13 protein-coding genes are annotated in these 15230 nt (G+C 72.2%); 12 read left to right on the forward strand and 1 reads right to left on the reverse strand.

The features are described from left to right. Nucleotides 1–10 precede the first annotated feature (10 nt). The 4 genes from ACLIN4_RS29010 to ACLIN4_RS29025 all read left to right on the forward strand — a co-directional run bounded on the left by ACLIN4_RS29010 (nucleotide 11) and on the right by ACLIN4_RS29025 (nucleotide 5920). Nucleotides 11–1789: a carbamoyltransferase gene (locus tag ACLIN4_RS29010; RefSeq protein WP_381911547.1), complete on the forward strand. Its 1779-nt coding sequence runs from the start codon at nucleotides 11–13 to the stop codon at nucleotides 1787–1789. Nucleotides 1790–1878: 89 nt separating this feature from the next. Further along, on the forward strand, nucleotides 1879–2865 hold the full coding sequence (locus ACLIN4_RS29015) for a BtrH N-terminal domain-containing protein (RefSeq protein ID WP_107476247.1): 987 nt from the start codon (nucleotides 1879–1881) through the stop codon (nucleotides 2863–2865). A gap of 225 nt (nucleotides 2866–3090) precedes the next feature. Next, complete coding sequence (locus tag ACLIN4_RS29020) at nucleotides 3091–4950, forward strand: gamma-glutamyltransferase family protein (protein WP_411576391.1); 1860 nt, start codon at nucleotides 3091–3093, stop codon at nucleotides 4948–4950. A 121-nt stretch (nucleotides 4951–5071) separates the two neighbouring features. Further along, nucleotides 5072–5920, forward strand: a complete 849-nt coding sequence (locus ACLIN4_RS29025) for an inositol monophosphatase family protein (RefSeq protein ID WP_307651862.1) — start codon at nucleotides 5072–5074, stop codon at nucleotides 5918–5920. A 58-nt stretch (nucleotides 5921–5978) separates the two neighbouring features. On the opposite strand, the gene ACLIN4_RS29030 is transcribed toward ACLIN4_RS29025, so the two are convergent. Continuing rightward, nucleotides 5979–6659: an NAD(P)H oxidoreductase gene (locus ACLIN4_RS29030; RefSeq protein ID WP_257002924.1), complete on the reverse strand. Its 681-nt coding sequence runs from the start codon at nucleotides 6657–6659 to the stop codon at nucleotides 5979–5981. 118 nt (nucleotides 6660–6777) lie between these two features. Here ACLIN4_RS29030 and ACLIN4_RS29035 point away from each other — a divergent pair, with 118 nt between their 5' ends. From ACLIN4_RS29035 to ACLIN4_RS29070, 8 genes are all read left to right on the forward strand, one after another. Next, nucleotides 6778–7707, forward strand: a complete 930-nt coding sequence (locus ACLIN4_RS29035; RefSeq protein WP_179342250.1) for an AraC family transcriptional regulator — start codon at nucleotides 6778–6780, stop codon at nucleotides 7705–7707. Between the two features lie 239 nt (nucleotides 7708–7946). Next, the gene (locus tag ACLIN4_RS29040) at nucleotides 7947–9356 is read left to right on the forward strand and encodes a phytoene desaturase family protein (RefSeq protein WP_107476252.1); all 1410 of its coding nucleotides are present in this window, start codon (nucleotides 7947–7949) and stop codon (nucleotides 9354–9356) included. Between the two features lie 31 nt (nucleotides 9357–9387). Continuing rightward, nucleotides 9388–9900, forward strand: a complete 513-nt coding sequence (locus tag ACLIN4_RS29045) for an O-acetyl-ADP-ribose deacetylase (RefSeq protein WP_382052716.1) — start codon at nucleotides 9388–9390, stop codon at nucleotides 9898–9900. Between the two features lie 111 nt (nucleotides 9901–10011). Beyond that, on the forward strand, nucleotides 10012–11604 hold the full coding sequence (locus ACLIN4_RS29050) for an ABC transporter substrate-binding protein (RefSeq protein ID WP_411576392.1): 1593 nt from the start codon (nucleotides 10012–10014) through the stop codon (nucleotides 11602–11604). 32 nt (nucleotides 11605–11636) lie between these two features. Next, nucleotides 11637–12605, forward strand: a complete 969-nt coding sequence (locus ACLIN4_RS29055) for an ABC transporter permease (RefSeq protein ID WP_411576393.1) — start codon at nucleotides 11637–11639, stop codon at nucleotides 12603–12605. 5 nt (nucleotides 12606–12610) lie between these two features. Continuing rightward, a complete protein-coding gene (locus tag ACLIN4_RS29060; protein ID WP_290012210.1) occupies nucleotides 12611–13507 on the forward strand; it encodes an ABC transporter permease in 897 nt (298 codons plus the stop codon). After that, nucleotides 13504–14541, forward strand: coding sequence for an ABC transporter ATP-binding protein (locus ACLIN4_RS29065; protein ID WP_289907436.1), 1038 nt, complete (start codon nucleotides 13504–13506; stop codon nucleotides 14539–14541). Before ACLIN4_RS29060 ends, ACLIN4_RS29065 begins: the two co-directional genes overlap by 4 nt. Continuing rightward, nucleotides 14534–15193, forward strand: a complete 660-nt coding sequence (locus ACLIN4_RS29070; protein WP_289907437.1) for an ABC transporter ATP-binding protein — start codon at nucleotides 14534–14536, stop codon at nucleotides 15191–15193. Before ACLIN4_RS29065 ends, ACLIN4_RS29070 begins: the two co-directional genes overlap by 8 nt. Nucleotides 15194–15230: the final 37 nt, after the last annotated feature.

Consider the following 15230-nt stretch of genomic DNA (forward strand, 5'->3'; position numbering starts at 1 on the left):
GGAGCTCCTCATGATCGTTCTGGGCTACAACGGGTTCGGCAGGTCTGCGGAAATCTTCGGACGCCTCTTTCGCGCCACCGGCATCGACCGCCACCTGCTGTACGGCCACGACTCGTCCGCCGCCCTCGTCGTCGACGGGAAACTGGTCGCCGCCGTCGAGGAGGAACGGCTCAACCGGGAGAAGAAGACGTCCAGCTTCCCGGTCAACGCGATCCGCTGGTGCCTGGAATCGGCCGGAATGACCCTCGACGACGTCGACACCTTCGCCTTCTCCTGGCAGTTCTCCGAGGACGTGCTGAACAAGATGATCGCCGAGATCACCGACGACCCGGCCGCGTCCGTCGAGCAGAAGTTCGCGCGCCTGCGGCGTCTGGAGGAGACGCACGCGGCGATGTTCAGCCAGGCCGCGACCGAAGCCGACTTCCTCGAGCACACGGGCCACCGGCTGGACCCGGCGAAGCTGGTCCGGGTCCCGCACCACATCGCGCATCTGATGACGGGGTACCACCTGTCGGGTGGCGGGGACGCGGCCTTCCTGGTCAGCGACGGCCGCGCCGAATGGCTGTCCGCGATAGCGGGGGAGGTGCGCGCCGGGGAGGTGAAGGTCTTCGACGACATGACCGTCGACTCGCGGCACTCACTGGCGATGCTCTTCTCCGTGGTGACGCGCTACCTCGGATTCGTCCCGAACAACGACGAATACAAGGTCATGGGGCTCGCCGGCTACGGCGCGCCTCCCGAGCCGAACCCGTTCCTGACGCACGTGGTCGAGATGGGCCCCGACGGCACGTACAGGATCCCCTACCCGGCCCACGCCGTGCCGGACTACTACGAACTCTTCGACCGCGTCTTCGGCGGGGACGAGCAGTGCCGGGAGGAGTTCGACTACCGGGTACGGGTGGCCAGCGCCGCCCAGCACATGCTGGAGACGGTGACCGCCGGCCAGATCCGGACACTCGAGGCCCGCAGCGACCTCCCCCGCGTGATCTTCGAGGGCGGGCTGGCCCTGAACTGCGTCAACAACAGCAAGCTGCTCGAGCGTTCACGCTTCACGGAGATGGACGTCAGCTTCGGCGCCAGCGATGTCGGCGTGGCCATCGGGGCGGCCCTGTACGCCTGCGGGCGGGCCGGCGCACCGCCCAGGGTCAGTGCATCGCCGTACCTGGGCCCCAGCTACGACGGCCAGGAGATCCAGTCGGCCCTCGAGCAGTACGCCGACCGGGTTGTCTGGCGGGAGCTGGACCCTGCGGACGTGCCGCGCGAGGCCGCCGCCCTCATGCAGGAGCGGTGCGTCATCGGATGGTTCCAGGGGCGAATGGAGTACGGCCCGCGCGCCCTGGGCAACCGCAGCATCCTCGCCAACCCGAAGTTCCCGGACATCAAGGACATCATCAACGAACGCATCAAGCACCGCGAGCAGTTCCGGCCCTTCGCCCCCGTGGTCCTGGAGCACCTCGCGCCCGAGGTCTTCGAACTCGGCAAGAAGAAGTCCTCGCCCTACATGACGTTCGTGGTGCCGGTACGGCCCGAATACCGGGACAGGATCCAGGGCGCCTGCCACGTCGACGCCACCTCCCGGATCCAGACCGTCACCGAGGAGAGCAACCCCCTCCTCGCCCGGCTCCTGCGTGAGTTCAACGAGCTGACCGGGATTCCCTGCCTGATCAACACCTCGTTCAACGTCGCCGGCGAACCCATCGTCTGCTCACCCGCGGACGCGCTGTCCTGCTTCCTCAAAACCGAAATGGATCATCTGTTCCTCGGCAACTTCCTGGTGTCGCGAATGTGAGTGGGTGAACCCTTCCTGATCTTGGCGTCCGCAATCGAACTTCTGAGGGTTGCGCTACGCTCTACGCGACGGAAGGGAGACGTGGAAAAGTGTCGCTATTAGAAGAAGAGCCGTACGTCGGCCGGCATTGCGAGTCGACCACGCTCGTGAATCTGTTGCGGCAGCGAGAGGTCGACTTGTCGGAGTCGTTCGTCTTCGGGCTCGCCGGTGGCCTGTCGTTCATCTACTGGCGGACGAAGCAGATGCCGACGCCGTTCGTCGGTGGCCGCATCAAGCCCGACACGCTGACGGACAATCTCGCGGACGCCTTGAGATTGAGGCTGTCCGTCCACGAGACGTCATCGGCGAAGCGGGCGCGGGACCACCTGCTGGCCGAGCTCGACTCCGGTACCGTCGTGGGGCTCAAACTCGACCGCTACTGCCTCGACTACTCCACCGACGACTTCCGGTTCGCGGCCCACTACGTCGCCTGCGTCGGCTATGACGACGACCGTTTCGCCTTGGTCGAGACCCGGCCGCTCGGCCTGCAATGGGCCTCCGGCGAGTCCCTCGCGACCGCGCGGAACCCCCGCGGTCCGATGAGTTCACGCAACCGCGCCTTCACCCTCGACCTTCCGAAGGCCGGCCTCCCCGACCTGGGGAGAGCGGCGCGCAACGGCATCAGAACAGCGGCGGAGAACTTCCTCAACCCGCCGATTTCCAATTTCGGGTACAAGGGAATGCACAAAGTCGCCGACCTGATGCCGAAGTGGCTGGACGACCTCGATTCGCCCGCCGACGGCCTTTCCGAGATCAGCACGGTCATGGAGGACGCCGGAACAGGCGGGGGCCTGTTCCGCAAGATGTGGGCGGAATTCCTCGCGGAGACCGCCGAGATCACCGGGATCGATGAATTCCAGGAAACCTCGGACGCCTACCGCGAGGTGTCGAACAAGTGGACCGAAGTGGCCGCACTCGTGAACGAGGCGGGAGCCTCGTCCTCCCGGGAATCCCTCAACAGCGCGTCGAAGATCGTCCGTGAGGCCGCGGACAAGGAGCAGCAGCTGATGCGACGCCTGCTGGAACTGTCGGGCTGAGGAGCACACGCACGCAGGTCGTCGTCCCATGAGAGCGGAGACTCACGTGGGGCGCCGCCCGGGTGTCCCCGCGAAGCCCCCTCGCACCGTGGCGCCGTGGGCCGGGGTCTGTACGGTGATCGCTGTGACTCCCGAGATGGAAGCGCCGGTCGGTGAGCACCGAGGGCAAGCCCCCAGGCTCTGCCCACGGTTCGCCCTGAGCGCCCATCACTCGGGCCGATACATATGAACAGCGAGGTGAGAGGCCCTGTGTTCACTACCCGGCCCACGCTCCAGGGCACCTTCGGCATGGTCTCCTCCACCCACTGGCTGGCCTCGCAGTCGGCCATGGCGGTGCTGGAGGACGGAGGCAACGCCTACGACGCCGCCGTGGCGGGTGCCTTCGTGCTGCACGTCGTCGAGCCGCACCTGAACGGACCCGCCGGGGAGGTGCCGATCCTGCTCGCCCCGGCGGGCGGCGAGGTGCGCGTGCTGTGCGGGCAGGGCGTGGCCCCGGCCGGGGCGACCGTCGCGCACTACAAGGGACTCGGCCTCGACCTCGTCCCCGGCACCGGCCCGCTCGCCGCCGCCGTCCCCGGCGCCTTCGACGCCTGGCTGCTCCTGCTGCGCGACCACGGCACCAAGACACTGGCCGATGTCCTGAAGTACGCCATCGGCTACGCCGAACACGGTCACCCGCCCGTGGAGCGCATGACGGAGACCGTGCAGACCGTACGGGAACTCTTCGAGACGGAGTGGACGTCCTCGGCCGCGGTCTACCTCCCGGACGGCCGTCCGCCCCGCCCCGGCGTGCCCTTCCGCAACCCCGCCCTCGCCGCCACCTGGAAACGGCTGCTCGCCGAGACCGCCGGCGCGGGGGACCGGGAAGCGCGGATCGACGCGGCGCGGGAGGTCTGGCGCACCGGGTTCGTCGCCGAGGCCCTGGTACGGCAGGCCGGCCGGCCCACCATGGACACCAGCGGCGTGCGCCACACCGGCACCCTCACGGCCGCCGACCTCGCCGGCTGGTCGGCGCACTACGAGGCTCCCGCCACGTACGACTGGAACGGCTGGACCCTGTGCAAGGCCGGCCCCTGGAGCCAGGGCCCGGTCCTGCTCCAGCAACTGGCGCTGCTCCCGCCCGAGCTGCCCCGGTACGGCTCCGCCGACTACGTCCACCTGCTGATCGAGGGCTGCAAGCTCGCCATGGCCGACCGGGAGGCCTGGTACGGGGACGCGCACGGCGCCGACGAGGTGCCGCTCGACGACCTGCTGTCGCCGGAGTACAACGCGGCACGGCGGGCGCTCATCGGCGAGAAGGCGTCCTTCGAACTGCGGCCCGGCAGTCCGGGCGGACGCGTCCCGCGGCTCAGCGCGCACGCGCGCGTGGCGGCCGTGGAGGGGGAGGGTTTCGACGCCCTGGGCGTCGGTGAGCCGACGGTGGCCAAGAGCCCGACGTCGCCGGTGCCGGGCGAACCGGACGTCGCCGCCGACGGAGGCACCCGTGGCGACACCTGCCACCTGGACGTCGTCGACCGCTGGGGCAACATGGTCTCGGCCACCCCCAGCGGCGGCTGGCTCCAGTCCAACCCCGTCGTACCCGAACTGGGCTTCCCGCTCGGCACCCGGCTGCAGATGACCTGGCTGGAGGAGGGCCTGCCCAACTCGCTCACGCCGGGCCGCCGGCCGCGCACCACGCTCACGCCGTCCCTCGCCCTGCGCGACGGGATGCCGGTCATGGCCTTCGGCACCCCCGGCGGCGACCAGCAGGACCAGTGGCAGACGCACTTCTTCCTCGCGGTCGCCCTGCGCGCGCAGGTGCGCGGCGGCCTCGACCTCCAGGGCGCCGTCGACGCCCCGAACTGGCACAACGACAGCTTCCCCGGCTCCTTCTTCCCGCGCGGCATGCGGGCGGGCAGCGTCACCGTCGAGTCCCGCACGCCGGCCGAGGTCGTCGGGGAACTGCGCCGGCGCGGGCACGACGTGACGGTCGGCGAGGCCTGGTCGGAGGGCCGGCTGTGCGCGGTCGCGCGGGATCCGGAGACGGGTGTGCTGTCGGCGGCGGCGAACCCGCGCGGAATGCAGGGGTACGCGGTCGGGCGCTGACCCGGACGGTCGGGCCGGTCCCGGCACCGCGGGACGGCCCCGCACCGCCTGTTCGCGCCGATTCCACCCGGAGTACACCACCCGGGTGGGGATTGTCAGTGGCGCGTGCTCTCATGGAGTCATGATCGAGAACAACGAAACCATCGACGAGTTTCTCGCCCGGCACGCCGACGACGTGGAGGAGGCCGTCCGCAAGGCGGCCGCGCAGGAGATCATGCCGCGCCGGCGCCGGCTCGAGGCCCACGAGGTCGACGAGAAGACCGGCCCGCACGACCTGGTGACGGACGCCGACCGCAAGGCCGAGCTGTTCCTCACCGAGGCCCTGTCCGCCCTGCTGCCCGGATCGGTCGTGGTCGGCGAGGAGGCGGTGCACGCCAACCCCGCCTCGTACGAGGCGCTGCACGGCGAGGCGCCGGTGTGGATCGTCGACCCGGTCGACGGGACGCGGCAGTTCGTGCACGGCGACCCGGGCTTCTGCACCCTGGTCGCGCTCGCCCACCACGGGGTCGTGCGGGCCTCGTGGACCTATGCCCCCGTTCCCGACCGGATGGCCACGGCGATTAAGGGCCGGGGCGCCTTCCTGGACGGCGAGCGGCTGCACGCCGGACCGCCCGAGCCCGGCCGTGAGCTGCGGGTCGCCACCTCCCACCCGGACTACACGACGGACGAGCAGAAGCACGCCCTGCTCGGCCTGCGCACCCCGGGCGTGGCGCCCCGGGCCTGCGGCTCGGCGGGCCTGGAGTACCTCGCCGTGGCCCGCGGTGAGCTCGACGCCACCGCGTTCTCCTGGGAGGCCGCCTGGGACCACGCGGCCGGCCTGCTCCTGGTGGAGGAGGCGGGCGGCACCCACCTGACCCGCACCGGCGAGCCGTTCCGCATCACGGGCGACAACGACCTGCCGTTCACCGCGGCCCGCGACGCCGCCACCGCACGCCGGGTGGTGGCCCTGCTGGCGGGCGAGGCGGCCTGACCGCCGGGGGAGTGCTCCCGCGACCGCACGGCGCGTGCCGTGGCCCGGACGGCCGCCGTCAGGCCGCCACCGGCTCCTCGGCGAGGAACTTCTCCAGCAACTCCCGTGCACGACGGTCGAAGTCGGCGTACTGCGCCTCGCGCTCGGCACCCGAGACCGCGTCGCCGACCAGGAGATTGCCCTCGGCGTCGACGCGCTGCGGGCGCTCTTCCGCGTCGGGGAGCAGACCGACGGCCGAGTGGGAGAAGCCGCAGTAATAGGCGATGCCCTCACTGAGGCTGGTCTCCATGAGGGACTGCATCCCCTCCATGACGGGGTCGTCGGCGGCGGCCCCGGCCAGGCCCAGCCACAGGATGCGCTTGCCCGCGAGGCGGGGCTTGCTGCGGCCGTAGGCGAACCCGTAGTTCCACACGCGGTCGATCCACCCCTTGAGGACGGCGGGCACGCTCTGCCAGTACACCGGGAAGACGGCGACGAGGACATCGGCGTCGAGAATGCGCCGCATGTGGGCGTGCGTCTCGTCCGAGTACGCCTTCTCCCGGTTGCCCCAGTCCGGCTGATCCGCCACGTTCATCCGCGGGTCGAATCCCTCGGCGTGCAGATCGAGCAGGTCGACACGGAACCCGGCGGCCTCGAGCCGGGCGGCGGTACGACGGGCGGTGTGCGCCGTGAGGGAATCGGCGCGGTGGTGCGCGACGACCACGAGGGCCGTCCGGGCGTCGCTGCTGGGCTGCGTCACGGTGACTCCTGGTTCGATGCGGGCTCGATCAATGCGATGAGTCCAGTACAGCCACAGCCGCATAGATGATCCATGGCAGAAACGCTCCGAAACATAGGAGATCGTCTACGATGGTTCCGTGGATCCCCTGAGTTCACTGCTGAGCGGCATCCGGGCCGAGGGCTCGGTCGTCAGCCACGCCGTACTGACGGCACCCTGGTCCATCCGCTTCACCGACGACGCCCCGCTCACCATGGTCAGCGTGCTGCGCGGCGGCGGCACCCTGCTGCTGTCCGACGGCACCGAGCGGGCGGTCGGCGTGGGTGACACGGCCATCGTGCGCGGCCCCGCGCCGTTCCGTCTCGTGGACGGCCCCACCACCCTCGACCGCCCGCACACCGAGTACGAGATCGCCTGCTTCACCCCGGACGCCGAGTGCACCGGCCAGGAACTCGGCGGCATCCGCTGGGGCACCGATCCGGACGGAGCGACCGCGCTGATCGTGGGCGCCTACCGCGCCTCGGGCCATCGGCACGAGCGGCTCCTGCGCGCCCTGCCGCCGGTCCTGGTGATCAACGAGGACGTCGAGGTCTGCGCCTGGCTGGAGACGGCCGCCGCCGACGCCGCACGGCTCACGGCCGGTTCGCAGGCGTTGATGGACCGGCTCCTCGACTGGGCTCTGGTGTGCACGCTGCGCAACTGGTTCGACGAGGCGGGCGCGGACGCGCCCAGCTGGTACCGCGGCCTGGCCGACCCGGTGCTCGGTCCCGCTCTGCAGGCCTTCCACGGCCGCCCCGCCGAGCCCTGGACGGTGGCGTCGCTGGCTCGTCAGGCGGGTGTCTCCCGGGCGCTGTTCGCCAAGCGCTTCACCGAGCTGATGGGCCGCCCACCCCTCGCCTACCTCACCGAATGCCGCATGGCCGACGCCGAGGCGCTCCTGACCGACACCGACCTCAGCATCGCCCAGATCGCCAAGTCCGTCGGCTATGCAGACGCCTTCGGCTTCAGCGCCGCCTTCAAACGCCACAAGGGCCGGAGCCCCAGCACGTTCCGCGCCGCGGCGGCCTGATCCGGACGGGCCGGCCGCGGGGGCGGGGGAGAAGCGGGGAGAGGCCGCCTTCGCCGAGGGCCGCGCGAGGCACCCGACCGCCGACTGCCCGCGGCACCGGCGCACTGCCCGCCGTACCGGCGCACTGCCCGCGATGCCCGGCACGCTGCCGCCCACCCGAGACCACGGGCTGTCGGACCCCGGGCATATCCTGATCCCGAGTGGCCATCGGCTGACGAAGGGGTCCGAAGGTGCCGTCGATGCTCGATGCGGTCGTGGTGGGTGCGGGGCCGAACGGGCTGACCGCTGCCGTTGAGCTGGCCCGCCGCGGCTTCTCGGTCGCCGTGTTCGAGGCCCGGGACACCGTGGGCGGCGGCGCCCGCACCGAGGAGCTGACCCTGCCGGGCTTCCGGCACGACCCGTGCTCCGCCGCGCACCCGCTCGGCATCAACTCACCCGCCTTCCGCGACCTCCCCCTGGAGCGGTACGGCCTGGAGTGGCTGCACGCCCCGCTGCCCATGGCGCACCCCTTCCCGGACGGCTCGGCGGCCGTACTCTCCCGGTCGGTCGGTGAGACGGCCGCCTCCTTCGGAGCGCGCGACGCCGGTGCCTACCGCCGTCTGGTCGAGCGCTTCCTGCCCCACTGGGACACTCTCGCCCGCGACTTCATGTCCCTGCCGCTGACCGCGCTGCCCCGCGACCCGGTCACCCTCGCCCGGTTCGGCCTGGTCGGGCTGCCCCCGTCGACGTGGCTGATGCGCCGCTTCCGCGACGAGAAGGCCAGGACCCTCTTCGCCGGCCTCGTCGCGCACGTCATGGCCCCGCTCAACGGCTTCGCCACCGGCGCCATAGGCCTGGTCTTCGCCCTCGCCGCACACGCCCGCGGCTGGCCCGTGGCCCGCGGCGGCTCCCAGGCCATCTCGGACGCCCTCGCCGCATACCTCAAGGACCTCGGCGGCACCGTGCACACCGACTTCGAGGTCAAGCGCCTCGACGACCTGCCGCCCGCCCGCGCCTACGTCTTCGACACCTCGCCCACCGCCCTGGCCCGCATCGCCGGCCTCGGCAACCACTACGCCGACTACCGGTACGGCCCCGGCGTCTTCAAGATCGACTACGCGCTGGACGGCCCCGTCCCGTGGACCGCCGAGGAGCCCCGCACCGCGGGCACCGTGCAGGTCGGCGCCGACAGCGCGGAGATCGGCGCCGCGCTGAACGCGGCCTCCCGCGAGGGCCGCGCCCCCGACGCGCCGTTCCTCATCACCACGCAGCCCAGCGTCGTCGACCCCACCCGCGCCCCGGAGGGCAAGCACGTCTTCTGGGCGTACGGCCACGTCCCCAACGGCTGGACCGGCGACCTCACCGAGGCCGTGGAGCGCCAATTGGAGCGCTTCGCCCCCGGCTTCCGCGACCGCGTCCTCGCCCGCGCCACCGCGGGCCCGCCCGAACTCGCCGCCCGCAACGCCAACTACGTCGGCGGCGACATCGCCGCCGGCGCGGTGTCCGGCCTCCAGCTCCTGCTGCGTCCCAAGCTGTCCCTGTTCCCGTACGCCACGCCGCACCCGGCCGTCTACATCTGCTCGTCGGCCACCCCGCCGGGCCCCGGCGTGCACGGCATGTCGGGGCACAACGCGGCGAAGGCCGTGTGGCGCAGACTGCGCCGGACCTGACCACCGAACCGAGCCGCACCGGGGGCCGGACATGACCACCACCATCACCCTCGTCCAGGGCGACATCACCCGCGAGAGCGTCGACGCGATCGTCAACGCGGCCAACTCCTCCCTGCTCGGCGGAGGCGGCGTCGACGGCGCCATCCACCGGCGGGGCGGCCCCGAGATCCTCGCGGAGTGCCGCAGGCTCCGCGCCTCGCATTACGGCAAGGGCCTCCCCACCGGCAAGGCGGTCGCCACCACCGCGGGCAACCTGGACGCCCGCTGGGTGATCCACACGGTCGGCCCGGTGCACAGCCCGACGGAGGACCGCTCCGACCTCCTCGCGTCCTGCTACCGCGAATCCCTCCGCGTCGCCGACGAACTGGGCGCCCGCACGGTCGCCTTCCCGGCCGTCTCCACCGGCGTCTACCACTGGCCGATGGACGACGCGGCCCGCATCGCCGTCGAGACGGTGCGCGGCACCGCGACGTCGGTGACGGAGGTCCGGTTCGTCCTGTTCGACGACCGGGCTTACCGGGCGTTCGCGGCGCAAGCGTGCTGAAAGACCCCCCAGCCGAGTCGTCGCGCCCCCGCACGCTCCCCCACCTGGCTTGACGCTTCTATTGCGACTGATGTGCAATAACCCCGCACCAACAACAAGCGTGGGGGAGACATGACAACCCGTCGGATACGAAGTGCCGCCGCCGCGGCGGCGTTCGCCGCCGGCGTCACCGCCTGCTCCGCGCCCGGGGGCGGCGGAGCGGGCGGTGACGCCAAGGCGGCCGAGTCCGTGGTGATCGGGGTGGCCTCCGAGCCGGACACCCTCAGCCCGCTGCTCGGCTACGGCAAGGACGGAAACTCCAAGATCTTCGACGGGCTGCTCGCCCGCGACACCGACCTGAAACTGAAGCCCGCGCTCGCGACCGCGTTGCCGAAGATCGCGGACGGCGGCAGGACGTACACGTACACCCTGCGCGACGGCGTGAAGTTCAGCGACGGCGAACCGCTGACGGCCCAGGACGTGGTCTACACGTACCGCACCGTCCTCGACGAGAAGACCAACAACACCGCCCGCAGCGAACTGGACGCCATCGAGGGCGTCAGCGCGAAGGGCGACGACACCGTCGTCTTCTCCCTCAAGTACCCGTACGCGGCCTTCGCCGCCCGCACGGTGCTGCCCATCGTCCCCGAGCACGTCGCCGGGGGCCAGGACCCCAACACCGGCACCTTCAACACCGCGCCGGTCGGCACCGGCCCGTACGTCCTCGCCGACTGGAGCAAGGGCGAGAAGCTCACCTTCAAGGCCAACCCGCACTACTGGGGCGGCAAGCCCGCGGTGAAGTCGTTCACCATGGCGATCATCGCCGACGACAACGTCCGCGCCACCCGGCTGCGCTCCGGCGACCTCGACGGTGCGGTCCTGCCGCCCAACCTCGCCGCCACCTTCGAGAAGGACGACGGCCGGCGCACGTACGAGGCCAAGTCCTACGACTTCCGCGCCGTCACCCTGCCCACCTCCGGCAAGGTCACCGGCGACCGCGCGATCCGGCAGGCCCTGGACGCCGCCGTGGACCGCCAGGCCATGGTCGACAAGATCCTCGACGGCGCCGGCCGACCCGCGTACGGACCGCTGCCCGTCGACGACCCCTGGTACAAGCGCGGCATCGAGCGCCCGCACGACCTCGCCGAGGCGAAGCGCATCCTCGACGAGGCCGGCTGGAAGACCGGCTCCGGCGGCATCCGTGCCAAGGACGGACAGCGCGCCTCCTTCACCCTGTACTACCCCTCGGGCGACAAGGTCCGCCAGGACCACGCCCTCGCCTACGCCTCCGACGCCAAGAAGGCCGGCATCGAGGTGAAGGTGGAGGGCGCCACCTGGGAGGTCATCGAGCCGCGGATGAAGAACGACGCGGTCCTGGCGGGCTTCGGCAGCGTCGGTGACCCCGACTTCGGTCTCTACACCCTGCTGCACTCCTCCCTCGCCAACGACGGCTTCAACAACATGGCCGGTTACGACAACCCCGCCGTGGACAAGGCCCTGGACGCCGGTCGCCGCACCCAGGACCCGGAGCAGCGCGCCGCCGCCTACGACCAGGTCCAGCAGGCCTTGGTCGAGGACCCCGGCTACACCTTCCTCACCCACATCGATCACCTCTACGTCCTCGCCGACCGCTGGGACGGGCTGACCACGCAGCTGGAGCCGCACGAGCACGGCTTCGCCAGCGGGCCCTGGTGGAACATCGAGGACTGGCAGCCGAAGAAATGACCCGATCGCCCCGGAGGCTGCCCTGGGGAGCGATGGCACGACTGGCGGGGAGGCGGGCGCTGTTCGCCGTCCCCGTCGTCCTCGTCGTCACGTTCGGCGTCTTCGCCATCGCCGCCGCCTCCCCGTTCGACCCCGTCAAGGCGTACGCCGGCACCGCCGCGCTCGGCGCCGACCAGGAGACCCTGGACCGGCTGCGCGACAACCTCGGCGTGGACCAGTCGTTCGTCGTCCGCTGGTGGGACTGGCTGACCGCCGCCCTCACCGGAGACCTCGGCCACTCGCCGGTCATGCGCCAGCCGGTGGCCGAGGTGATCGGCGAACGCCTCGTGTGGTCCGCGCTGCTGTGCGCGGTCGCCTTCGCCGTCGCGGTCCTGGTCGGCACGTTCCTCGGCGTGCTGGCCGCCCGCCGCCCCGGTTCGATGCTCGACCGGGCCGTCACCTCCCTCGCGTACACCCTGGAGGCCGCGCCGGTCTTCTGGATCGCGCTGCTCGCGGTGTGGCTCTTCGCCCTGCAGTGGGACGTCCTGCCGGCCGGCGGGCTGACGGACACCGCCAGCGAGCAGGTCACCCCGGGCCAGGTCGCGAGCCACATCGTGCTGCCCGCCGGTGTGCTCGCCGTCTCCCAGCTGCCCTGGTTCACGCTGTACGTGCGCCAGGGCGTGGGCGACGCCCTCGCGGAGGACCCGGTGCGCGGCGCACGGGCCCGCGGCATCGGCGAGCGCACCGTCCTGTTCGGGCACTCGCTGCGCTCGGGCCTGCTCCCGGTGCTCACCCTGATCGGCTCCCGCGTCCCCGAACTCATCACCGGCGCTCTGCTGGTGGAGACCGTGTTCAGCTGGCCCGGCATCGCCGCGGCCACCGTCGAGGCCGCCACCGCCGTCGACTTCCCGCTGCTGGCCGCGCTGACCGTCCTCGCCACCGCCGCCGTCCTCGCCGGCAACCTGCTCGCCGACCTGCTCTACGGACTGTTCGACCCGAGGGTGAAGCTCAGTGAAATGTGACTCCCATGGCTGACGTCGCCGTTCAGAAGGCCGAGAAGACCGGCCCCGTGTGGCGCGCCCACGGCACCGACCGCCGCTCCACCCGCACCCTGCGCCTGCGCGTCTCCGCCGCGCTGCTGACCCTGACCGTCCTCGCGGTGCTGCTCGTGCCACCGCTGGCGCAGCTGGACCAGCAGGCCGTCGACCTGGCCGCCAAGCTGCAGCCGCCCAGCTGGGCCCACCCCTTCGGCACCGACGACGTCGGCCGGGACCTGCTGTTGCGCTGCGTGTACGGGCTGCGGGTCTCCCTGCTCGTCGGGGTCGCGGCGGCCCTGACGGCGACGGTCGTCGGCACCGCCGTGGGCGCCACCGCCGGGGCGCTGGGCGGCTGGGTCGACCGCGCCGTCATGCGGGTCGTCGACACCATCTCCTCCGTTCCCCACCTGCTGCTCGGCATCTTCATCGTGGCGATGTTCCGGCCGGGAGTGTGGCCGGTGGTGATCTCCGTCGCGCTGACCCACTGGCTGTCCACCGCCCGCATCGTCCGCGCCGAGGTGCTGTCCCTGCGCTCGCGCCCCTACGTCGACGCGGCCGTCTCCGGCGGCGCCTCCCGGTGGCGGGTGGCCGTACGGCACCTGCTGCCGGGCGTGCTGCCCCAGGCCGCGCTGGCCGCCGTACTGATGGTGCCGCACGCCATGTGGCACGAGTCGGCGCTGTCCTTCCTCGGCCTCGGCCTGCCCACCCACACCGCCAGCCTCGGCAACCTCATCCAGGAGGCGCGGGGCTCGCTGCTCGCCGGGCAGTGGTGGCCGACCCTCTTCCCGGGCCTGTTCATCATCGTCCCCACCCTCGCCGTCGCCGGCCTCGCGGGCGCCTGGCGGGAGCGGATCAACCCCCGCCGCCGATCGGAGCTGATGCTGTGACCGAGCGAGCCCCCGTGCTGTCGGTACGCGGTCTGTCGGTGCGCTTCCTGATGCCGGGCGGGCGCCGCGTCGCCGCCGTCACCGACGCGCACTTCGACGTGGCGGCCGGCGAGTGCCTGGCCCTGATCGGCGAGAGCGGCTGCGGCAAGTCCGTCCTCGCCTCCGCCCTGCTCGGGCTGCTGCCCGGCAACGCCCGGACCGCCGGCGCCGCCCTGCTGGGCGACCTCGACCTGCTCACCGCGGACGAGCGGACCTTCGCCCGCACCGTACGGGGCCGGCTCATCGGCCTCGTCCCGCAGAGCCCGGCCGCGCACCTGACGCCCGTGCGCACCATCCGCTCGCAGCTGGAGGAGACGGTCGCGGAACTCACCGACGTCCGCGGTCGCGTCGCCCTGCGTGTGGCCGCCGAGGCCGCCGCCGAGCGCGCCGCCTTCCCGGTGGACCACCTCGACCACCACCCGCACGAACTCTCCGGAGGCCTGGCCCAGCGCGCCGCCACCGCCCTCGCCCTCGTCGGCGACGCCCCGCTGCTGCTCGCCGACGAGCCGACCACCGGACTCGACCGGGACCTGGTGGACCGCACCGTCGACGAGTTGAGGCGACATGTCGACAACACGACAGGCGGCCGGAGCCGCGCCCTGCTGATGATCACCCACGACCTCGCCGCCGCCGAACGCATCGCCGACCGGATCGCCGTGATGTACGCGGGCCGCATCGTCGAACTCGCCGACGCCACCGACTTCTTCGGCACCCCAGGCCCTCGCCACCCCTACAGCCGGGGCCTGCTCGACGCCCTGCCCGACCGTGCCTTCACCCCCATCCCGGGCCTGCCGCCGGAACTCGGGGCCCTTCCCGACGGCTGCGCCTTCGCCGCCCGCTGCGACCGCGTGACCGACGCCTGCGACGCGCTGCCGCCCCTGACCGCCGTACCGCCGTCGTCGGACACCGTGCCGCCGCCGGCCGGCGCTCCGGCCGCCACCGTCGCCTGCCACCACCCGCACGCCGCGCTCACGGAGGCCGCCGACCGTGCTTGAGATGCGCGCCATCACCGCCGGATACGCGAGGAACGCGCCCGTGTTCCGGAACGTCTCCCTGTCCCTGGAGCCGGGGGAGGCCCTCGGACTGCTCGGCCCCAGCGGCTGCGGCAAGTCCACCCTCGCCCGTGTCGCCGCCCTGCTCCACCACCCCGACGCCGGTTCCCTGACGGTCGACGGCACCCCCGTACGGCGCTGGCGGCACCGGGCGCCGCGCGAACAGCGCACCGCCTTCGGCGTCGTCTTCCAGCAGGCCAGGCTCTCCGCCGACCCCCGCCTCGCGCTCACCGACCTGATCGCCGAGCCGCTGCGGGCCACCGGCCGGCGCGCGGACGTCACCGGCCGCGTCGCGGAACTGGCCGCCACGGTGGGGCTGACCGCGGACCTGCTGAGCAGGCGACCGCACGAGGTCAGCGACGGCCAGTTGCAGCGCGCCTGCCTCGCCCGCGCCCTCGTACTGCGCCCGCGCTGGCTGGTCTGCGACGAGATGACGGCGATGCTCGACGCCTCGACCACCGCCGCCCTCGTCCGGGTGGTGGAGGACTACCGGGCGTCCACGGGCGCGGGGTTGCTGGCCGTCGGCCACGACCGCGTGCTCCTGGACCGCTGGTGCGACCGCACCGTCGAGTGGGGGACCCTGACCAGCGGCTGAGCCTCCGTCCGAACCACCCCCGTCCGAACCACCCCCC

This window comes from Streptomyces mutabilis, assembly GCF_046628145.1.
Lineage (GTDB): Bacteria > Actinomycetota > Actinomycetes > Streptomycetales > Streptomycetaceae > Streptomyces > Streptomyces mutabilis.

What these genes read in the sequence shown, in the direction of transcription:
- ACLIN4_RS29010 (WP_381911547.1), top strand. Translation starts at nt 11, where the DNA reads ATGATCGTTCTGGGCTACAACGGGTTCGGCAGGTCTGCGGAAATCTTC.
- ACLIN4_RS29020 (WP_411576391.1), top strand. Translation starts at nt 3,091, where the DNA reads ATGAACAGCGAGGTGAGAGGCCCTGTGTTCACTACCCGGCCCACGCTC.
- ACLIN4_RS29025 (WP_307651862.1), top strand. Translation starts at nt 5,072, where the DNA reads ATGATCGAGAACAACGAAACCATCGACGAGTTTCTCGCCCGGCACGCC.
- ACLIN4_RS29040 (WP_107476252.1), top strand. Translation starts at nt 7,947, where the DNA reads ATGCTCGATGCGGTCGTGGTGGGTGCGGGGCCGAACGGGCTGACCGCT.
- ACLIN4_RS29045 (WP_382052716.1), top strand. Translation starts at nt 9,388, where the DNA reads ATGACCACCACCATCACCCTCGTCCAGGGCGACATCACCCGCGAGAGC.
- ACLIN4_RS29050 (WP_411576392.1), top strand. Translation starts at nt 10,012, where the DNA reads ATGACAACCCGTCGGATACGAAGTGCCGCCGCCGCGGCGGCGTTCGCC.
- ACLIN4_RS29055 (WP_411576393.1), top strand. Translation starts at nt 11,637, where the DNA reads ATGGCACGACTGGCGGGGAGGCGGGCGCTGTTCGCCGTCCCCGTCGTC.
- ACLIN4_RS29060 (WP_290012210.1), top strand. Translation starts at nt 12,611, where the DNA reads ATGGCTGACGTCGCCGTTCAGAAGGCCGAGAAGACCGGCCCCGTGTGG.